The following is a 19944-nucleotide window of genomic DNA, read 5'->3' as shown; positions in this document are numbered from 1 at the left end:
CCGGCGACGGCCCCGTGTCAGAGCGGCCGGCGATGGTGGGCGCCATGAACGATTCAGCCATCGCCGCCTCCGGGCTGCGCAAGGCGTACAAGGACAAGGTCGTGCTCGACGGCGTCGACCTGGACGTCCGGACCGGCACGGTCTTCGCCCTGCTGGGGCCCAACGGCGCCGGGAAGACCACGACGGTGCACGTGCTGACCACGCTGCTGGCCCCCGACGCCGGGAAGGCCGTCGTCGCCGGGCACGACGTGGCCACGGAGACCAAGGCGGTGCGCGCGGCCATCGGGGTCACCGGGCAGTTCGCCTCGGTCGACGACCTCCTCACCGGCGAGGAGAACCTGCTGATGACGGCGGACCTCCTGCACCTGCCCAGGGCGGAGGGCAGGAGGATCGCCGGCCGGTTGCTCGACCGGTTCGACCTGGCCGGATCGGCGGGCAAGCTGGTGGCGTCCTACTCGGGCGGCATGCGCCGCAAGCTGGACCTGGCCATGACGCTGGTCGGCAAGCCGCGGATCATCTTCCTGGACGAGCCCACGACGGGACTCGATCCGCGCAGCCGCCGCACCATGTGGCAGATCATCAGGGAACTCGTGGCCGACGGCACGACCATCTTCCTGACCACTCAGTATCTCCAGGAGGCCGACGAGCTCGCCGGCCGGATCGCCGTGCTCGACCAGGGCCGGCTGGTCGCCGAGGGCACGGCCGACGAGCTCAAGCGCCGGGTTCCGGGCGGTCATGTCCGGCTGCGGTTCACCAGCCGGGAGGAACTCGACGCCGCGGCGCGGGTCCTGCCCGGGTCCACGAGGGACGACGAGGAGCTGACCTTGCGGGTGCCCGGCGACGGCGGGGTGCGGTCGCTCCGGGCGCTGCTCGAACGGCTCGACACGCATGCGGTGGAGGTCGGCGAACTGTCGGTGCACACGCCGGATCTGGATGACGTCTTCTTCGCCCTCACCGGGCACGGGAACAAGGAGGTCAGTGCCCGATGAACGCCTTCTCGGCTTTCCTGGCGGACTCCGCCACCATGGTGCGGCGCGACTTCAGGCACACGATGCGCAATCCGCTGACGCTGTTCAACGCCGTGTTCGTGCCGGTGTTCGTGATGTTCCTCATGGTCCACGTGTTCGGCGGCGCCTTCGACGTCGGGGCCGACTACGTCGACTACGCGACGCCTGGATTGATCATCATGACCATCGGCTACGGCATCGGCCCCACCGCGACCGCGGTGAACTCGGACATGACGACCGGATTCATCAACCGGCTCCGCGTCATGGACGTGTCCAGGGCCGCGGTGCTGAACGCGCACGTGATCGCGATCATGCTGCGGACCATGGTGGCCATCGCGATCATCATCGGGGTGGCGGTGCTGCTGGGATTCCGGCCGGCGGCGAGTCTCCCGCAGTGGCTCGGCGCGATCGGCATCGTCGCGTTGACGGTGCTGGCGATCGGCTGGCTGACCGTCGCATCCGGGCTCGCCGCGAAGACGCCGGAAGGCGCGGGACTCGCCGGGGTCCCGCTGATGCTCCTTCCCTTTCTGAGCAGCGCCTTCGTGCCGGCCGAGACGATGGGGCCGGGTGCGCGGCAGTTCGCCGAGTACCAACCGTTCACCTCGATCATCGAGACCCTGCGCGGGCTGCTGTCCGGCACGCCGTCGGCGGGCCCAGCCATCACGGCGGTCGCCTGGTGCGCCGGGCTCACGCTGGTCGGCTACCTGTGGGCGCGCAGGACGTTCACGAAGCGAGCGTGATCCCGGCCAGCTCGCGCCAGTCCTGCCGCTGACCGGCACGGAACGCCTCGGCGAACACGGTCTCGCCGAGGCGGCTCCGCGTGGCCGCGGCGATCCTGGCGGCGTCCGGCTGCGAACGGTCCGGCGTGCCGCGTACACCGTCGCTCGCCGCCAGCAGCCGCACGGCCTGTTCGTACTCCCCCTGGCGCAGCGCGAGGTCCGCGATCCCGATCAGCATCTCGGCGATCATCGGCGGGTGCGGGTGCTCCGTGGCCGCGGCCGCGCGGAACGCCTCCTTCCGGTAGGCGCGGGCCTCCTCGATGTCCTCGGTGAGGTAGCCGTACAGGTGCATGGTCATGGCGTGGACCGAGCCGGGCATGCCCGGCTCGCCCATCACCGCCCGCACCGTGGCCAGGTGCTCGTGCGCCTGGTCCGGCTCACCGCGCCAGCGCGCCAGCTGCGCCTTCGACAGCGCCAGCTCGGCGAGCGCGTCCGGCCAGACGATCCCGCCCGCGCACCGCTGCGCCTCCGCCATGGCGGACGCGCTGGACCGCTCGTCGCCGAGCAGCCAGTACAGCTGGGCCTGTCGCGCCCGCACGCCGACCACGTCCTCGACGGCGCCCACCTCGGTCAGCGCCCCGACGACCTCCTCGTGGTGCTCGCAGGCGCGGGCGAACTCGCCGCGGGTGGCGAGCCGGTCGGCCAGGAAGGTCAGCGCCAGCGCGATGCCCATCCGGTCGCCCAGCGCGCGGAACTCGGCGAGCGCGGTCCCGGCGTCGAGGTCCACGTCGGTCTCGTCGCCGCCGAGCGTGAGCCGGAACCGGCCCCGGGTGAGCCTGGCCTGCGCGCGCACCCACGGATCGGCGCCGGCGATGAGCGGCTCGAACGCGGGCATGAACTCCGCCGGGCCCCGCAGCGTCCGCTCCAGCAGCTCGACGAAGCCGAGCAGCGGGCGGCGGGACCCGCTGCGCCGGGCCAACCGGTGCGCCTCCTGGATCCACTCCCGCGCCTGATACTGGTCACCGCCGATCCCGGCGGTCACGAACATGGTCACGATGAGGTACGCCATCGCCCGCACCTCGTCGGACACCTCGCCGGGCAGCGAGGCCGCCGCGACGCTCAGCTCGGCGCCCTCGGCTCGGTGCCCGCCGAGATACCAGAAGTAGCCCGCGGCCGCGACCAGCCGCATCGACTCCTGGGCCCATCCCCCGGCGATGGCCCGGCGCAGGGCCGCGGTGATGTTGTCGTGCTCGGCGTCGAGCGTGGCCAGCCATTCCAGCTGCCCGGCCCGGCGCAGGTGCGGATCGGCCGTCTCGGCCAGCTCGGTGAAGTACGCGAGATGCGCCCGGCGCGCAGGCTCGGTCTCCCCGGCTTCGGCGAGCCGGTAGGCCGCGTACTCCCTGATGGTGTCGAGCATCCGGTAGCGCATCGCGCCCCCGCCGTCGGCGAGCAGCAGCGACTTCTCGATCAACGCGGTCAGCACGTCGAACACCTGCTCCCCGCCGGACGACTCGTCCCCGCACACCCGTACGGCCGCTTCCAGGCTCGCCCCGCCGGAGAACACCGAGAGCCGCCGCAGCACGCGTCGCTCGGCCTCGCTCAGCAGGTCCCAGCTCCAGTCGACGACCGCGCGCAGCGTCTTGTGCCGGGGGAGCGCCGTCCGGCTGCCGCTGGTCAGCAGCCGGAACCGATCGTCCAGCCCGCGTGCCAGCTGATCGACGGACATCGTGCGCAGCCGTGCCGCGGCGAGCTCGATCGCCAGCGGCATCCCGTCGAGCGCCCGGCAGATCCGCGCCATGGCCGGCAGGGCGGCCGCGTCGGCGCCGAGGTCCTGGCGCACCAGGCGCGCGCGGTCGCGCAGCAGCCGCACCGCGGGCGAGGACCCGATCTCGGCGGGGTCCGCCCGCTCGGCGGGCAGCGCGAGCGGCTCGACCTGCCACAGCACCTCCCCCGTGATCCCGAGCGGCTCCCTGCTGGTGGCCAGGATCCGCAGGCTGCGGCACTCCCCCAGCAGCCGATCGGCGAAGGCCGCGGCCTCCTCGATCACGTGCTCGCAGTTGTCCAGGATCAGCAGGATCGCGCGTTCCCGGACCGCGGCGATGAGCCGGTCCGTCCGGTCCCCGCCCCGCACGCCGCCGAGCAGGGCCTGTTCGCGCAGGCCGATCGCGGTGAGCGCGGCCTGCGCCAGCTCACCGCCCGCCCGCACCGGGGCCAGCTCGACCAGCCACGCCCCGTCCGGCAGCTCGGCGAGCATCGTCCGGGCGGTCTCCGCGGCCAGCCTCGTCTTACCCGAGCCGCCCGGCCCGGTCAAGGTGACCAGCCGGTGCCTGACGGCCAGGGCGGCGACCGCGGAGACGTCCTCGTCCTTGCCGACGAAGCTCGTCAGCTCGGCGCGCAGGTTGGTGCGGCGGTGCTCCGCCCGCTCGCCCACCTCGCCGCGGAGCAGCGCGACGTGCAGCGCGGACAGCTCGGCCGACGGGTCGGCGCCCAGCTCCTCGGCCAGCCGCTCACGCGTCCGCTGGTAGACGGTCAGCGCCTCGGGCGTGCGCCCCGCCTCGGCGAGCGCCCGCATCAACGCCGCCACGAACCCCTCGCGCAGCGGGTACGCGGCGACCAGGTCGGTCAGCTCGGAGACCAGCTCCGAGCCGCGGCCGAGGCGGATGTCCGCGTCCACCCGGTCCCCGAGCGCGGCCACGTGGAGCTCGTCCAGCCGCCTGACGGCGGCGTCGAACAGCTCGCTGTCCCGCAGCGCGAGGTCCGCCATCGCCGTGCCGCGCCACAAGGCCAGGGCCGTGCGCAGCAGGTCCGCCCGGGCCGCGGGCTCGGCGGCACGGGCCTGACCGGTCAGGCGCTCGAACCGGCACGCGTCCACGGCATCGGGGGCGACGGCCAGCCGGTAGCCGCCGGAATCCGCCTCGATCACCCCGTCGGGTAACACCCTGCGCAGCCGGGACACCAGCGCCTGCAGGGCGTTCACCGCGTCCGCGGGCGGTCGCCGCCCCCAGATCCAGTCGACCAGTCTCGTACGGGGGACGATCCGGCCGGGTTCGAGGGCGAGCGCGGCGAGCAACGCGCGCAGCCGGACCCCGGGGACCTCCACCACGGCCCCGTCGGGATTGCGGACCTCGAACGGCCCGAGCAGTCCAACTCGCACAGGGGCCATTGTGCCGAACCTCGGCGGCGTCCCGGACCGTCGGGCGGCAGGAAGCTGAGTCGCGTCAGCGGCCGTGTCAGCACGGCGACGGCCCGGTGTCAGAGGCGCAGGCGAAGGTTGGACGCGATGACCGTTCGACAACGACACCAAGGCGGATGACCATGGAACACACCGTCGCCACGATGCCGACCGCGCGCCGGCCCGGATGTCCCTTCGACCCGCCCGGCGAGCTGATCCAGGCCCGCGAGCACGGCCCGATCAGCCGCTACACCTTCCCCGGGGGCAGGCCCGGCTGGCTGATCACCGGATACGACCTGGTCAGGTCGGTCCTGGCCGACGCGCGGTTCAGCTCACGCAAGGAGCTCATGCTCCACCCGTCCATCGACGTCAGCGGCATGGAGATCCCTCCCGCGCCGCCCGGCGAGTTCCTCCTCATGGACGAGCCGCAGCACGGGCGCTACCGGAAACCGCTGGTGGGCAAGTTCACCGTGCGGCGCATGCGGCAGCTCACCGAGCGCGTCGAGCAGATCACCGCCGACCACCTGGACGCCATGGAGAAGGCCGGGCCGCCGGTGAACCTGGTGACCGCGTTCGCCAAGCCCATCCCCACCATCGTCATCTGCGAGCTGCTGGGCGTGCCGTACGAGGACCGGGGCTCCTTCCAGGAGCAGGTCGACTCGTTCCTCAGCGGGGAGACGAGCGACGAGGACATGCTCGCCGCCTACACGGCGACCCAGCGCTATCTCGGGGAGCTGGTGGCCGCCAAGCGCGCGAACCCGACTGACGACGTGCTCAGCGACCTCACCGACGGCGACCTGACCGACGAGGAGCTGCGGGGCATCGCTCTCATCCTGCTCGCGGCCGGGCTCGACACCACCGCGAACATGCTGGCGCTGGGCACCTTCGCGCTGCTGCGCAACCCGGCGCAGCTGGCCGCGCTCCGCGCCGACCCCGCGCTCACCGACCGGGCCGTGGAGGAGCTGCTGCGGTATCTGAGCGTCGCCAAGACGTTCATGCGGACGGCGCTGGAGGACGTCGAGCTGGGCGGCCGGACCATCGAGGCCGGGACGACGGTCATCCTGTCGTACAACACCGCCAACCGCGACCCCGAGCGCTTCGCCGACCCCCACGTGCTGGACCTGGGGCGGGAGGCCCCCGGGCATCTGGCGTTCGGCCACGGCATCCACCAGTGCCTGGGTCAGCAGCTGGCCCGCGTCGAGATGCGGGTCGCCTTCCCCGCGCTGGTCACCCGCTTCCCCACGCTGCGCCTGGCCGTGCCGCCGGAGGAGGTCGGGCTGCGCCCGGAGACCGCGGACATCTACGGGCTGAAGAGCCTGCCGGTCGCCTGGGACGTGTGACCCGCGAGGCGCGCGTCAGGGGCTCCACACCATCGTCCGCTGGTGGACGCGCCCGCCCTGGTGGCGCAGGCCCGGCACCAGGGGCGCGGGGCCGTGCGCGGTGAAACCGGCCCGTTCGAAGAACCGCACCGCCCGGGTGTTCTCCACCAGCGTCTGCAGGTGGCAGCCCGGCGATCCCGCCTCCTTGAGCCGCCGCTGCCACGACTCCATGAGCCCCTGGGCGGCGCCGGTGCCGCGGGCTTCAGGGGCGACGTTGATGTGCAGGTGGGAGGGCCAGCGCGGGTCCTCGAAGTCGCCGGGGCCCGGCTGCCGGCGGATCGCCGCCCCCGCCGCGTCGAGCATGGCGTGGGCGAAGAAGGCCGCCGGGCCGCGCCGCAGGTAGAGCCGGTGCCTTCTGATCGCCCGCGTCATCCGCTCGCTCTCGCCGGGGAACGTCGCGCCGTCCAGGCAACCGGTCAGGTAGCCGACGAGGACGCCCCGGTCGGCGGCGAGGAACAGCGAGTCCGGCTCCTGGTCCATGTAGGGCTCCAGGTAGATGTCACGCTCGGACTCCACGTGCCCCCACAGCGAGCCGGTGGGCGACCCCTCCCCCGCGCGCGCGAACAGCTCGCGCAGCTCGGCTCGATCGTCTTCCCTGAACGTCCGGATCTCCATCGGCACTCCTCAAAACTGTGTATGTCGTACAGAGTAATCGATGGCGCCGGTCGACGACGCGGATCACGACGCGTCTCGGGCCCGCAGCAGCAGCCCGCCGGCCAGCAGCGCCGCCGCCGACCAGGCCGCGAGCACGCCGAGACCCGCCCAGGGCGGGATCGGCAGGCTCGCCACGTTCACGGTGGTCTGCACGGCGAGGCCGGCGTTCATCGGCGCCAGGCTCCACAGGACCCGGTGCCAGCCCGGATCCGACACCATGTGCGCCAGCAGCGGGAACAGGTAGAGCAGCCCGAGCACGGCCGCGATCGACGCCGCCGGATCGCGTACGGCCATCGCGATCCCCACGCCGAGCAGCGCGACCAGCGCGAGGTAGAGCACCGAGCCGGCGGCCGCGCGCAGCGTCGGCCCGTCGGCCAGCGACAGTGCCGGGTAGCCGCGGCCGGGCAGGATGAGCCGCCCGGCCAGCGCCGACGCGAGGACGGCGACGGTCCCCGCGACCGCGGTCAGCCCGGCGACGACGGCCGCCTTGGCCGCCAGCACCCGCCCGCGGCGCGGTATCGCCGTCAGGGTGGTGCCGATCATGCCGGTGCCGTACTCGCCGCCGACGGCCAGCACCGCCAGCAGGGCGACGCATGCCTGGCTCACCGGGAGTCCGCTGAACGTGAGCTTGACGGAGTCCTGCGCGCACCGTCCCCAGGGGCAGGTCAGCGTGGCGGCCAGGGCGGCGCCCATGGCCACGGTCAGCACGACGGCGAGCAGCAGCAGCGGGCCGGTCCCCGCCACGGTGCGCAGCTTGGTCCACTCGGCGTGCAGCGCCCGGTTCACGCGTCCCTCCTGTTCAGCCTCACCACGGCCAGGGCGAGCGCGAGCGCGGCGTAGCAGCACAGCACGCCCAGCCCGGCCCACGGCGGCAGCGGGTAGTAGCCGCCCTGCGGCACGTAGAAGTCGACCACCTGCGGATACTCGGGAATGCTCTGCTGGACGGCGAACGCGGCGGCGGGCGTGATCCGCAGCAGCCACAGCGACAGCTCGACGGGCAGCACGGAGGCGGTGGCCAGCACGTGCGGCAGCAGGATCAGCGCCAGCGCGGTGACGACCGCCGCCGCGCTGCGCCTGAACAGCGTCCCGAGCGCCAGCGCCAGCACGGCGGACACGGCCAGCAGCGCGGCCACCCCCGCGATCACCCGCACCTCGGTGAGCGCGGGCACCGGCAGCACGTGGTTGCCGTTGCCCCGCAGCAGATGCTTGCCGACCGGCATCGCGACCGCGCTCGCGGCCAGCCCGGCGGCGAACACGACCCCGCCGATCACCAGGGCCTTGGCCGCGAGCACCCGGCCCCGGCGCGGCGAGGCCGCCAGGGTGACGCGGACGAGCCCGCGCCGGTACTCGGCGGTCACGAACAGCACCGCCACGACGACCACCACCACCAGCGCGAACAGTATCCCGGTCAGCGTCAGCTCCACCGCCATGCCGCCGTCGGTGCCGACCGGCGCGATGTCGCCGCTCCCGACCACGGTGAACGTGCCGCCCGACTCCACGGCGCTGCCCGGGTGGTGGACCTCCCCGGGGTTCGTGCCGGGCGTGGGGCTCACGTCGGTGTGCCGCCACGCCCCGGGCGCCGCGCCCTCGACCTTCACCTGGTCGAACACGGCGGTGGTCTCGGTGAACCGCATCTGCTCGATCAGCCCGCCCAGATCGGCCTGCTTCACGGTCAGGTCACCCGGCGAGGCGGCGAACATGCCGATCTCCACCTCGGCGGGCAGATCCGGCAGGCGGACGGCGGCGACCTCGGCCCACTGCCGTCCGTCGGCGGACTCGTACCCGGTGAGGGTTTCTCCCGCGCGGGTCAGCCGCAGCCAGCGCGGCGCCCCGCCGGGCCGGCCCGCCACGTCCCCGGTGTAGTCGTGCTGCATCCGCACGCCGTGCTCGCCGGTGGCCATGACCGCCGCGTAGGACGAGCCCGGCTCCATGCTCGCCTTGACGATCACTCCGGCCTTCGCCCACGGCACCAGGCCCGGCACGATCTCGTCGTGGTCCGGCGGCGGGTAGGTGATGATGCCGGACATCGACGTCAGCCGCACGGTGATGGAGCCGTCGCCGTCCAGCGTCCGGTGCACGAAGAAGAACTTGTCATGCACAGCGCGGCCGTCAGGGCCCAGCGGCGGCTCGGGACAGGCGGTCTCGACCCCGTTCCTGTCACACGAGGCGTGGCTGCCCGCCGCGGAGACCGCTGCGAGCAGCGGGACGAGCAGCGCCGCGACCACCGTGCCGAGCACCCAGCCGCGGACCGTGCGGAACTTCGTCCACTCCGCGCGCAGCGTCCGTGCGAACCCGGCCGCCGGGCTCATCGGCCCGCCCCGTCCGCGCGGAACTCGACGGCGTCCCTGGTCAGCTCCATGTACGCCTCCTCCAGCGTGGCCCGGTGGGCCGTCACCTCCGAGAACGGCACCCCGCCTCCGGTCAGCAGCTCCACCACCCGCTCGGCGGGCGGCCCCGACGCGGTGACGGTGTCGCCGCCCGTGACGGCGACCGTGGCGCCCGCCCCCGCCAGGGTCTCCATCGCACGGGAGCGGGCCGTGGTGCGGATGGTCACCCGGTCGTGGGAGGCCGCCTCGATCAGCTCGGCCACGCCCATGTCGGCCACCACCCGGCCCCGCCCGGCCACGACGAGCTGACCGGCGGTGCCCTCCAGCTCGCTCATCAGATGGCTGGACACCAGCACCGCCCGGCCCTCGGCGGCCAGTGACCGCAGCAGGCCGCGGATCCACACGATGCCGTCCGGGTCCAGGCCGTTGAACGGCTCGTCCAGCATGAGCACCGGCGGGTCGCCGAGCAGCGCGGCGGCGATCCCGAGCCGCTGCCGCATGCCCAGCGAGTAGCCGCCCGCCCGCCTGCGCGCCGTCCCGCCCAGCCCCACCAGGCCGATCACCTCGTCCACCCGCGCCGCCCCGAGCCCCTGGGAGTGGGCCAGCCACAGCAGGTGGTCGCGGCCCGTCCGGCTCGGCTGCAACGCGCCCGCGTCCAGCAGCGCGCCCACGCGGGTGAGCGGCTCCTCCAGACTCCGGTACGGCACGCCCCCGACCAGCGCCCGGCCCTCGTCGGGGGCGTCCAGGCCGAGGATCACCCGCATCGTGGTGGACTTGCCCGCGCCGTTCGGCCCCACGAACCCGGTGACCCGGCCCGGCGGCACCCTGAACGTCATCCCGTCCAGCGCCACGGTCCGTCCGAACCGCTTGCGCAGCCCGGTTACCTCGATCGTCGCTTCCATGCCGCGCAGCCTAGGCAGCGGCGGCACCCCGGGTCGTCACGCCGCCGAGCGATCCTCTCCCTCCCTGCCTCCAGCGACCCTGCCTCCCTCATACGGGGGACTCCGGCGTTTCCGGGCGCCGACGTTCCCCACACGAGGGATTCCGGCGCCTCGACGTTTTCGGGCACCGGAGGGAGCCGCGCCCGCGTTCACTTCCCCGCGAGGCGGACGGTCGTGGATCTCTCATGCGGGGATTCCCCGGCTCGCACCCACCCTTCTCCTCCGTGCGGGCTGAAGGTTCTGTCCCGCCGTACGCCGTCTTCGTCCCTCGTACGAGGGATGTCAGCTTTCTGGTGAGCCGAGAGAATGGCCGTCGTGGGTGGAGGAACGTACGGGCGATGGGTCATGGGGCACGCGCCCGTGGTGGCGGGGGTGTCGGCGGCGGTGCTGGCGGTCGGCGAGATCGCCCTGCGGGCGGAGGGAGCCCGGCCGCTCACCCTGGCGATGCTCTTCCTGGTGGGACTGGCGACCACGGCCCCGCCGGCTCTGCTGCCCGGGCAACCGGCCGTGGCCGCCGCCGTGGTGACCGTGTCGGTGCTGCTGTCCCTGACGGCGTTCCAGACCCTGACCGTCGCGGGGGCGGCGGCCCAGCTCGCCTGCGGGTACCGGCTCGGGCGGCACGGCTCCTGGCGGCTCGCCGTACTGCTCGCGGCCCCCTTTCCCCTGCTGGCCCTGTTCCCTGCCCTGACCGCGACCGACGTACGAGTCCCGGCACAGATCTCGACCCCAGCACCGTCGCAGCCCCCGACCCCAGGGCTTTCACCATCAGGAGAGCCCGCATCCACTGCAGAACTGACACCACACGAAAGGCCCGCGCCGTCAATCGGGCCGACCTCCACGGGAGCGCCGCACTCCGCGGACGCGCCGCACTCCGCGGAAGCGCCGCACTCCGCGGAAGCGCCGCACTTCACGGGAGCGGCGGACTCCGCTGGAGGGGCGGCGGGGTTGGTGTTGGTGCTGGGGTCGCTCGCTCCTGCGGCGGCGCTGGCGGGGACGGCGCGGCGGGCGCACGTGGACGCCGCGGCCGGGAGCGCGGCACGTCAGGAGATCGCCGGGACCCTGCTGGAGCACACAGCCCGCGGCGAGCGCGCCCGCATCGCCCGTGAGCTGCACGACGTGGTGGCCCACCATGTTTCCATGGTCGCCGTGCAAGCGGAGTCGGCAAGGCTGGCCGTCCCCGGGATGCCCGCCGCCGGCGCCGAACGGCTGTCCGCCATCGGCGACACGGCCCGTGCCGCGCTGACCGAGATGCGACGGCTGCTCGGCGTGCTGCGTGAGGACACCGAGGTGGAGCGCCGCCCGCAGCCGGGGCTGACGCTGGAGGAGCTGATCGAGCTGGTCGACGAGTCGAGGGACGCTTCCGGGTCCACCACGAGGCTCATACTCAGCGGCACGCCGGTCCCGCTGGACCCGGGCGTCGAACTGGCCGCGTACCGCATCGTGCAGGAGGCCCTCACCAACGCCCGCCGTCACGCCCCCGGCGCCGCGGTCGACGTGGAACTGCGCTACGACGGCGACGGCCTCCTCCTTCTCATCCGCGACAACGGCGGCACGCTCCCCACCGACCCGGACGGTGGTTTCGGCCTGGCCGGCATGCGCGAGCGCGCCACCGCCGCCGGAGGCGACCTCCGAGCCGGCCCCGCCGAGGGCGGCGGATTCCTGGTGGAAGCCCACCTACCACGAGAGGCGACGGCATGAAGGCGACCGCGTTCCCGGTGAAACGCCGCCGACCGGAAAGTACGACGTGAGCGGCGAACACGCCCCCGGACCAGCACCCCAGGCTGGGAGAGGTGGCGGGCGGGTTCGGATCGTGGTGGCCGACGATCACCTCGTGGTGCGTACCGGGTTCGGGGAGTTGCTCGACACGCAGCCGGACTTCGAGGTGGCCGGCACCGCCGCCGACGGCGCGGAGGCGGTGCGGGTGTGCGGCGAGGTCCGGCCGGACGTGGTGCTCATGGACGTGCGCATGCCGCGCATGGACGGCATCGAGGCCACCAGACGGCTGGCCGGCTCGGGCCCGCGGGTGCTCATCCTGACGACGTTCGACCTGGACGAGTACGTCTACGACGCGTTGCGGGCCGGGGCCAGCGGGTTCCTGCTCAAGGACGTCACCGCCGAGCGGCTGTTCGACGCCGTACGGGTGGTCGCCGCCGGGGACGCGCTGCTGGCCCCGGCCGTGACCAGGCGGCTGATCAGCGAGTTCGCCCGGCTGCGGCCGGAGACGGAGGCGGTGCCGATCGCCGCGCTCACCCCGCGCGAGACCCAGGTGCTGCGCCTGCTCGCCGAAGGGCTGTCGAACCCGGAGATCGCCGCCCGGCTCATGGTCACCGAGGAGACGGTGAAGACGCACGTCAGCCGGGTGCTGGCCAAGCTCGGGCTACGCGACCGTACGCAGGCCGTGGTGGCCGCGTACGAGTCGGGCCTGGTGGTGCCGCGCACCCGCCGGTGATCCGAGGTCACTCCCAGACGGGGAGCATGCCCTGCGGGTAACGGGCGCCGTAGCCGCCGGTCGGCAGGATCTCGGCGATCCGCGTAAGGTCGGCGTCGTCGAGGACGAGGTCGGCGGCGGCGACGTTCTCCGCCAGCCGCTCGGGGCTGCGGGTGCCGGGGATGGGCACGATGTCGTCGCCCTGGGCGAGGAGCCAGGCCAGGGCGAGCTGGGCCACGGTGGCCCCCTTGCCCGCGGCCAGCTCGCCGAGCAGCCGGGTGGCCTCCAGGTTCTTCTCGTAGTTGCCCGGCTGGAAGCGGGCGTCCCAGCTGCGCATGTCGCTCTCGTCGTACTCGGCGCCGGGCTTGGCCTGGCCGGTGAGGAAGCCGCGGCCGAGCGGCGAGTAGGCGACGAACCCGATGCCGAGCTCGCGCAGGACCGGGAAGAGCGCCTCCACCTCCCGCTCGAACAGGGAGTATTCCGTCTGCAGGACCGAGACGGGCTGGACGGCGTGCGCCCGGCGGATGGTGCCGGCCCCGGCCTCGCTCAGCCCGAAGTAGCGGACCTTGCCGGCGTCGACCAACTCCTTGACGGTGCCCGCCACGTCCTCGATCGGCACGTTCGGGTCGACGCGGTGCTGGTAGAGCACGTCGATGACGTCGACGCCGAGGTAGCGCAGGCTGTTGTCGACGACCTCGCGGATGTGCTCGGGCCTGCTGTCGACGCCGCCCTCTCTCGTACCGGTGAAGTCGAAGCCGAACTTGGTCGCGATGACCACCTCGTCGCGCACCGGCGCGAGCGCCGCGCCGACGATCCGCTCGTTCTCGCCCTGGCCGTAGAGCTCGGCGGTGTCGAAGAACGTCACGCCCAGCTCGTGGGCGCGGCGGATGGTGGCCTCGCCCTCTTTCTTGTCCGAAGGGCCGTAGGCGAAGGAGACGCCCATCGCTCCGTATCCGATCGCCGAGACCGTCAGTCCCTGCCGTCCGAGGCTCCGCTGCCGCATGATGCTCACCTTCCCGTGGGTGAATGTAAGAGCACTCTAACATCAGAATGTGAGAGTACTCTAACATCCGGAAAGGGAGGATCGTCCACCGTGAGCAGTCCCACGACGCCGCGCCGCCGCTACCATCACGGCGACCTGCGCGCCGGCCTGGTCCGCGAAGGCATCGCGCTCCTGGCCGAGACCGGGGTCGCGGGCTTCTCCGTGGCCAAGGTCGCGGTGCGGGCGGGCGTGTCGTCGGCCGCGCCCTACCGCCACTTCCCCGACCGGGAGGCGCTGCTCGCCGCCTGCGCGGCCGCCGTCATCGGCGAGATCACCGACCTGCTCGCCGAGGCGGCCGAGCGTGCCGGGCCCGACCCGGCCGACCGGCTCGCCGCCACCGCGAGCGCCTATACCCGCTACGCGCTGGACCATCGCGCCGGCGTCGAACTCGTCTATACCCACGACTTCGCCGCCGAGCACTGCCAGACCGTCCACGAGCAGAGCCGCCGGCTCACCGACACGCTGACCCGGCTGGCCGCGGACGTGCTGCCCGCCGACACCCCGTGGGCCGAGCTCCTGGACTTCGTGTACGTGCACCTGTCGACGGCGCACGGCTACGCGACCCTGCTAACGAAGGGCGGCCGCCTGCCCCGCGACGCCGACGCGCACGCCGCGCGCGCCAGGACGGCGGCCCGTGACCACATCGCCGGCTACCTGGCGCGCCGCGCCGCCGGACAGCCCTGACCCGGGCGGGCCGCGCCGATCGGCGCACGATCCGGTCACGATGCCCGACGGTCGGCGGCTGATCCCCGGCGGTGGGGACGCGAGTATGGCTGGCATGGATCCCGAACTCGAAGCGTTCATCCCGCTGTTCCCCCGCGCCGACCTGACCGACCCGGTCGTCGAGCGCAAGAGCTTCGCCGAACTCGCCACCTCGGTCCCGGCGCCCGACACCTCGAACATGGACGTCGAGGACCACACGGTGCCCGCCGACCCCGGCGTGCCCGTACGGCTCTACCGCCCGCACGGGGCGCAGGGCGCGATCATCTGGCTGCACGGCGGCGGCTTCGTCATGGGCGACGTGGACACCGAGCACCCGTGGGCGGCCAGGCTCGCGGACGTCTCCGGCACGACGGTGATCTCGGTGGGCTACCGCCTGGCCCCCGAGAACCCCTTCCCCGCGGCCCTGGACGACGGCTACGCGGTGCTGGCCTGGGCGTCCGAGCACGCCGCCGAGCTGGGCCTCGACCCGGCCAGGATCGCGGTCGGCGGTCACAGCGCCGGGGCGGGGCTCGCGGCGGCGATGGCGCTGCGCTCGCGTGACCAGCAGGGGCCGCCGATCCGCTTCCAGCTGCTCAACCAGCCCGGCCTCGACGACCGGCAGCAGACGTGGTCGGCGCGGAACTTCACCGACACGCCCTGGATGAACCGCGCCAAGGTCACCGCGGCCTGGGGACACTACCTGGGCTCCGCGCCCGCCACCCCGTACGCCGCACCGGCGCGGGCCACCGACCTGTCCGGCCTGCCGCCGGCCTACATCGCCACGGCGGAGCTCGACCCGAACCGCGACGAGGACATCGAGTACGCGCTGCGCCTGCTCCAGGCCGGCGTGTCGGTCGAGCTGCACCAGTGGTCCGGCACCTTCCACGGCTCGCAGGCCATCCTGTCGGCCGAGGTGTCACAGCGGCAGATCGCCGAACTCGGCGCCGCCCTGCGCCGCGCCCTGGCCGGGTGAGCCGCCTGTAAAGCCCGTTGCCCGGCGGCGAGCGGCCTCGCTAACGTCGGGGGGATGGTCAGAGCGCGCAAGGCGACGGCGGCGGACGCCGCGGAGCTGGTACGACTGCGAGCGGTGATGCTGGCGAGCATGACCGGCCGCGAGCCGGCGGACGACGGGTGGCGCGAGGCGGCCGAGCGGAGGCTGCGGGCGCGGCTGGACGAGCCGGACCCGCGGATGCTCGCCTTCGTGGTGGACGCGCCGGGCGGCGGGCTGGCCGCGTGCGCGACCGGCACGGTCGAGGAGCGGCTCGGCGGGCCGGGCGCCCCCGAGGGCCTGGTCGGCTACGTCTTCAACGTCGCCACCCACCCGGAGCACCGGCGGCGCGGCTACTCTCGGGCCTGCGTGACCGCCCTGGTCGAGTGGTATCGCGAGCGCGGCATCGCCACGGTCGACCTGCGCAGCTCCGCGGAGGGCGAGCCGCTCTACGCCTCGCTGGGCTTCGTACGCACCCACGACCCGGCCATGCGGCTGCGGTTCACGGAGCCGCGCCCGTGATGAGCCGCCAGCCCTCAGGTTCGAGGGCGTACGCGGTCACGCTGCCCGAGGCGAACCACCGCCAGGCTGCCGGGCGCACCAGCGTGGCCCCGGCCGCGGCGGCCACCAGGGCCATGGCGCGCGGGTCGAAGCCCGGCGTGAGCTCCTCCGTGCCTCCCTCGTAGGGACCGCGGCGGAGCACGGCGCCCGCCAGCTCGGCCAGCACCGCGGCGCGGCCGCGCGAGGCCGCGCCCAGGACGGCGAGCAGCAGCTGGTGCGTCCGCACGCCCGGCACCGCGGCGGGCTGCGGCCGGGCCGCCCGCCCCAGCGCCAGGTCGAGCAGGGGCGTGATCAGGTCGACCCCCGACAGCAGGGCGTTGACCGGCTCGACCAGGCGCGGGTTGACGTCGATGAACGCCGGCCCGTCCGCGCCCAGCACCACGTCCGCCGACAGCGCGCCGTGCCAGCCGAGCCCTTCGCCCAGGGCCCGCAGGTGCTCGCGCACCTCCGGCAGCGCCACCCCGCGCTTGTGCCCGGCGCCGCCCCTGGCGCCCTCCCGCACCCGCAGGCAGGCGTGGAAGGCCACGAGCGCCCCGGTGTCGAACACCGACTGCACCATGGCCAGCGGCCCTTGGACCTCACGTTGCACCAGCAGCTCCGGCTCGCCGTCCCACGAGGGGCCGAGCGGCTCCCCCGGCCCGGCGAGCCGCCGCACGCCGCTGCCGGCGGTGCCGATCGGCCGTTTCACGTACGCGGGATAGCCGTCCCACCCGGCCAGGTCGCGTACGACGGCGGACGCCGGCTGCGGCAGCCCGAACCGGGCCAGCGTGGCGTGCGCGGACACCTTGTCCTGCACCGCGGCGAGCGCCGTGAAGGGCGGCACGGCGGTGGCGGTGCCGGCTCCGCCTTCCCGCGAGAGCACCGCGACCTGTTCCTGCGTCGGCAGCAGCACGTCGAACCCGCCCCGCCGGTAGACGCCGGTGGCGGCCGCCAGCCAGCCGTACGGGTCGGCGCCGTAGGAGGGCACCCGGTGCACGCGGCGGACATGCCGGGTGAACGCGCACAGGCAGCGCGGATCAGGCGAGAGCGCCTCGACGTGGTGCCCCGCCCGCGACAGCACGGTGGCGCACTGCCGCGAGGTGACGCCCGACCCGTCCGACAGCAGGATCCGCATGGCCGCCTCCCGTTTGTGTATGAGGTAAGCGTACGTCATATACTTACGCCATGGGCAGACCCGCGCAGATCAGTCGTCCCGCCGTCCTGGCCGCCGCGCTGGAGGTCGCCGACGAGCACGGCCTCGACGCGGTGACCATGCAGGCCGTCGCCGCCCGGCTCGGCGTCACCGCGATGGCCCTCTACCGGCACGTACGAAGCAAGGACGACCTGCTCGACGGGCTGGTGGAGGCGCTGCTGACCGAGTTCCCGCCGCCGGACCCCGGCCTGCCGTGGCGCGAGCGGCTGGCTCTGACGGCCACCGCGGTCAGGGCCTCGGCGGGCCGCCATCCGGCGGTGTTCCCGTTGCTGCTGCGGCGGCCCGCCGAGACGGACCAGGCACGGCGGGTGCGCGACGGCGTGCTCGCGGCGCTGCGCGAAGCCGGGCTCGACGACGAGCGGGCCGCCCGCGCCGAACGGCTGATCAGCACCGCCGTGCTCGGGTACGCCGCCAGTGAGGCCGCCGGCCGGTTCGGCCACCACGCGCGGGAGGTGCGGGACGCCGATTTCGAGATTCTCCTGGACGTCATCGGCGCGTGTGTCGATCCGGGCGGGAGCCGTTCGTGTAGGGAGTGAGACCCACGACCACGAGAGGGACGAGACCATGACGGCACCGCGCATCCTGATGGACGGCCTGGGCATCGGCGAGTCGCCGCGCTGGCACGACGGCCGGCTCTGGTTCTGCAACTGGGGGGACGACGAGGTGATCGCCCTGAGCCCGGACGGCCGGGCCGAGGTCGTGTTCTCCGAGCCCGGGGTCGGCGCCCACTCGATCGACTGGCTGCCCGACGGCCGGATGCTGATCGTGCCCAAGAACACCGACCGGGGCCGGCTGCTGCGCCGGGAGGCCGACGGCTCGCTGGTCCCGCACGCCGACCTCAGCGGCCTGCCCTCGGGCTTCAACGAGATCGTGGTCGACGGCCGCGGCAACGTCTACGTCAACGGCGCCGACTTCGACTTCCTCGCCTTCCTGGAGAAGGCCATGGCCGACGGCATGGACACGCCGCTGCACGAGCGACCGGACTTCGTGCCCGGCTACATCGCGCTGATCACCCCCGACGGGCGGGCCCGGCAGGTGGCCGGCGACATCGCGTTCCCCAACGGCATGGTCGTCTCACCGGACGGCCGTACGCTGATCATCGCCGAGTCGTTCACCGGCACGCTCACGGCGTTCGACGTCGCGTCCGACGGGAGCCTGTCGAACCGCCGCACCTGGGCCGCCGGGCTGGGCCCCGACGGGATCTGCATGGACGCGGAAGGCGCGGTGTGGACCTCGACCGGAGGCAACGAGGTGGTGCGGGTGCGCGAGGGCGGCGAGGTGCTGGAGCGGGTCGAGCTGGACCGGGGCCCGTTCGCGTGCATGCTGGGCGGCCCGGACGGGCGGACGCTGTATGTCGTGGCCGCCGAGTGGAACCCGGCCGACCCGTTCGGCGGCCCGCGCACCGGCCAGGTGCTGGCCGTCGACGCCCCGGCCCCGCGGGCGGGCTGGCCGGGACACTGACAGGTCAGCGGGCGCGACGGGCGACGAGCGCCTCGACGCCGTCGAGCAGCAGGTCCAGGCCGAAGGTGAAGTCGGCGTCGTCCGTCCAGCCCTCCGCCCCGCGGAACGCGCCCTCTCGCACCGCCGCCGACAGCGCCGGGTAGGCCGCGGGGTCGAGCAGCGCGTCCAGCATCTGGCCGTAGTCTGCGGCCCCGGAGAGGCCGTCGTAGCCGGCCGGGGCGGGGGCGCGCATCGCGTACGTGAGCATGGCGTCGGAGGCCGCATACCCGGAGAGCGTGGTGGCGGCGCGGACCCGCTCCCCCGCGTCCAGCCCGGCGTCGCCGAGCGCGGCCAGCGCCCGGTCCAGCCAGAGCATGGCGCGCGGGCCGGCGGGCGGGACGGACCGGTCGACGGAGAGCAGCCAGGGCCGGGCCAGCAGGAAGTCGCGGTTGGCACGGGCCCACAGACCGAGGTAGTCGCGCCAGGGCAGGCCGTCACGCTCGGGAGGGTCGGGCGCGGCGCTGTCGGCCATGATCGTCAGCAGCTCGGCCTTGCTGCCGACGTAGCGGTAGAGCGCCATGGTGGCCACGCCGACGCGCGAGGCGACGGTGGCCATGGAGACGCCGCCCAGCCCTTCGGCGTCGGCGATCTCGATGCAGGCGGCCACGATGCGCGCCAGGTCGAGCCGCGGTTTCGGGCCGCGGCGCGGCACCGGCTCGCGCCCCCACATCCGCGCCACCACCGGCGGCAGTTCCATGGCGACCAGCTTAGCCGCGGCTGATCAGCGGAGAGCCGCTAGAGCGTGCCGTTGGCGGCGGCGGGCCAGGCGAGCTCGGCGACGATCGCCGACTCGACGGCCACCCGCAGCCAGTGGTCCCTGGTGAGCCCGTCGATCTTGCGTGCCCGCTCCCGCCTGGGCAGGTCGCGGAACCACCGGCGGTGCAGGTCGCAGGCGCGCATGATGGCCAGCAGGGCCACCGTGTCGTGGTGCGCGGGCAGGCCGCGCAGGGCGGTGAGCAGCCGGTCGACGATCGCGTACTCGGCTCCGTACTCGGGCGCCGACAGCCGCGTCACCGTCCGGTCGTGGAAGAGCCCGCGCGCCGGCCGCTCGCAGACGACGACCCTGCCCTGCTCGCGCAGCGCCGCGATGCGCCGCAGGTGAGGGCGGCCCGCCGCGACGCTGACGATCCGCTGCGGCAGTCCCGGCTGCGGGCCGTGCCGGGCGAGCTCGGCCGCCGCCAGCCCGAGGTCGAGGTGCGGCGGCAGCCTGACCTTGCCGTCGCGACCGATGACCCATCCGTCGGAGGACGCGCACAGGGCCAGGATCAGCAGCTCGTCCGCCATCGCCAGCCGCGACATGCCCGTAGCCTACGCCGGGCCGGGCGGCCGAGA

19 protein-coding genes are annotated in these 19944 nt (G+C 74.0%); 10 read left to right on the top strand and 9 right to left on the bottom strand.

Annotated features, from left to right (window positions below):
- Positions 1 to 44 precede the first annotated feature (44 nt).
- Both KME79_RS20855 and KME79_RS20850 read left to right on the top strand, forming a co-directional pair.
- A complete protein-coding gene (locus KME79_RS20855; protein WP_219545855.1) occupies positions 45 to 989 on the top strand; it encodes an ATP-binding cassette domain-containing protein in 945 nt (314 codons plus the stop codon).
- Positions 986 to 1747 carry an ABC transporter permease gene (locus tag KME79_RS20850; protein WP_219545854.1) on the top strand — a complete coding sequence of 254 codons (762 nt, stop codon included), beginning with the start codon at positions 986 to 988 and terminating at the stop codon, positions 1745 to 1747. The genes KME79_RS20855 and KME79_RS20850 overlap by 4 nt, the downstream gene beginning before the upstream one ends.
- On the opposite strand, the gene KME79_RS20845 is transcribed toward KME79_RS20850, so the two are convergent.
- Positions 1731 to 4880: an AfsR/SARP family transcriptional regulator gene (locus KME79_RS20845; protein ID WP_504739481.1), complete on the bottom strand. Its 3150-nt coding sequence runs from the start codon at positions 4878 to 4880 to the stop codon at positions 1731 to 1733. The genes KME79_RS20850 and KME79_RS20845 overlap by 17 nt on opposite strands.
- 161 nt (positions 4881 to 5041) lie before the next feature.
- Between KME79_RS20845 and KME79_RS20840 the strand changes: the two genes are divergently transcribed.
- Positions 5042 to 6238: a cytochrome P450 gene (locus KME79_RS20840; RefSeq protein WP_219545852.1), complete on the top strand. Its 1197-nt coding sequence runs from the start codon at positions 5042 to 5044 to the stop codon at positions 6236 to 6238.
- Positions 6239 to 6253: 15 nt separating this feature from the next.
- Here KME79_RS20840 and KME79_RS20835 read toward each other — a convergent pair whose 3' ends face one another.
- The 4 genes from KME79_RS20835 to KME79_RS20820 form a co-directional block, all read right to left on the bottom strand.
- On the bottom strand, positions 6254 to 6892 hold the full coding sequence (locus tag KME79_RS20835) for a GNAT family N-acetyltransferase (RefSeq protein WP_219545851.1): 639 nt from the start codon (positions 6890 to 6892) through the stop codon (positions 6254 to 6256).
- Positions 6893 to 6955: 63 nt separating this feature from the next.
- Positions 6956 to 7717 carry an ABC transporter permease gene (locus KME79_RS20830; protein ID WP_219545850.1) on the bottom strand — a complete coding sequence of 254 codons (762 nt, stop codon included), beginning with the start codon at positions 7715 to 7717 and terminating at the stop codon, positions 6956 to 6958.
- Positions 7714 to 9240 carry a DUF1349 domain-containing protein gene (locus tag KME79_RS20825; RefSeq protein WP_219545849.1) on the bottom strand — a complete coding sequence of 509 codons (1527 nt, stop codon included), beginning with the start codon at positions 9238 to 9240 and terminating at the stop codon, positions 7714 to 7716. Before KME79_RS20825 ends, KME79_RS20830 begins: the two co-directional genes overlap by 4 nt.
- The gene (locus KME79_RS20820; protein ID WP_219545848.1) at positions 9237 to 10160 is read right to left on the bottom strand and encodes an ATP-binding cassette domain-containing protein; all 924 of its coding nucleotides are present in this window, start codon (positions 10158 to 10160) and stop codon (positions 9237 to 9239) included. Before KME79_RS20820 ends, KME79_RS20825 begins: the two co-directional genes overlap by 4 nt.
- 354 nt (positions 10161 to 10514) lie before the next feature.
- Here KME79_RS20820 and KME79_RS46415 point away from each other — a divergent pair, with 354 nt between their 5' ends.
- Together KME79_RS46415 and KME79_RS20810 are read left to right on the top strand one after the other, a co-directional pair.
- Complete coding sequence (locus tag KME79_RS46415; protein ID WP_219545847.1) at positions 10515 to 11897, top strand: sensor histidine kinase; 1383 nt, start codon at positions 10515 to 10517, stop codon at positions 11895 to 11897.
- 112 nt (positions 11898 to 12009) lie between these two features.
- Entirely contained in the window at positions 12010 to 12648 is a 639-nt protein-coding gene (locus KME79_RS20810) for a response regulator (protein WP_308248993.1), read from the top strand.
- A 7-nt stretch (positions 12649 to 12655) separates the two neighbouring features.
- On the opposite strand, the gene KME79_RS20805 is transcribed toward KME79_RS20810, so the two are convergent.
- The gene (locus tag KME79_RS20805) at positions 12656 to 13630 is read right to left on the bottom strand and encodes an aldo/keto reductase (RefSeq protein WP_219545845.1); all 975 of its coding nucleotides are present in this window, start codon (positions 13628 to 13630) and stop codon (positions 12656 to 12658) included.
- Positions 13631 to 13720: 90 nt separating this feature from the next.
- Here KME79_RS20805 and KME79_RS20800 point away from each other — a divergent pair, with 90 nt between their 5' ends.
- From KME79_RS20800 to KME79_RS20790, 3 genes are all read left to right on the top strand, one after another.
- Positions 13721 to 14353: a TetR/AcrR family transcriptional regulator gene (locus KME79_RS20800; RefSeq protein ID WP_219545844.1), complete on the top strand. Its 633-nt coding sequence runs from the start codon at positions 13721 to 13723 to the stop codon at positions 14351 to 14353.
- A gap of 94 nt (positions 14354 to 14447) precedes the next feature.
- A complete protein-coding gene (locus KME79_RS20795) occupies positions 14448 to 15344 on the top strand; it encodes an alpha/beta hydrolase (protein WP_148034617.1) in 897 nt (298 codons plus the stop codon).
- 54 nt (positions 15345 to 15398) lie between these two features.
- Complete coding sequence (locus KME79_RS20790) at positions 15399 to 15881, top strand: GNAT family N-acetyltransferase (protein WP_219545843.1); 483 nt, start codon at positions 15399 to 15401, stop codon at positions 15879 to 15881.
- Here the strand turns inward: KME79_RS20790 and KME79_RS20785 are convergent.
- Positions 15862 to 17034, bottom strand: a complete 1173-nt coding sequence (locus KME79_RS20785) for an ATP-grasp domain-containing protein (protein WP_219545842.1) — start codon at positions 17032 to 17034, stop codon at positions 15862 to 15864. The two genes, KME79_RS20790 and KME79_RS20785, sit on opposite strands and share 20 nt — an antisense overlap.
- 50 nt (positions 17035 to 17084) lie before the next feature.
- On the opposite strand from KME79_RS20785, the gene KME79_RS20780 reads away from it, so the two are divergent.
- The gene (locus KME79_RS20780; protein ID WP_219545841.1) at positions 17085 to 17648 is read left to right on the top strand and encodes a TetR/AcrR family transcriptional regulator; all 564 of its coding nucleotides are present in this window, start codon (positions 17085 to 17087) and stop codon (positions 17646 to 17648) included.
- A 28-nt stretch (positions 17649 to 17676) separates the two neighbouring features.
- Complete coding sequence (locus KME79_RS20775; protein WP_219545840.1) at positions 17677 to 18573, top strand: SMP-30/gluconolactonase/LRE family protein; 897 nt, start codon at positions 17677 to 17679, stop codon at positions 18571 to 18573.
- A gap of 4 nt (positions 18574 to 18577) precedes the next feature.
- Here the strand turns inward: KME79_RS20775 and KME79_RS20770 are convergent, their stop codons facing one another.
- Together KME79_RS20770 and KME79_RS20765 are read right to left on the bottom strand one after the other, a co-directional pair.
- Positions 18578 to 19309, bottom strand: coding sequence for a TetR/AcrR family transcriptional regulator (locus KME79_RS20770; protein ID WP_219545839.1), 732 nt, complete (start codon positions 19307 to 19309; stop codon positions 18578 to 18580).
- 38 nt (positions 19310 to 19347) lie between these two features.
- Positions 19348 to 19911: a GPP34 family phosphoprotein gene (locus KME79_RS20765; RefSeq protein WP_219545838.1), complete on the bottom strand. Its 564-nt coding sequence runs from the start codon at positions 19909 to 19911 to the stop codon at positions 19348 to 19350.
- Positions 19912 to 19944: the final 33 nt, after the last annotated feature.

It is taken from the genome of Nonomuraea harbinensis, assembly GCF_019396385.1.
Taxonomy (GTDB): domain Bacteria; phylum Actinomycetota; class Actinomycetes; order Streptosporangiales; family Streptosporangiaceae; genus Nonomuraea; species Nonomuraea ferruginea.
Note: the sequence above shows the minus strand (reverse complement) of the source record. Positions and strands in the feature narration are given on the sequence as shown.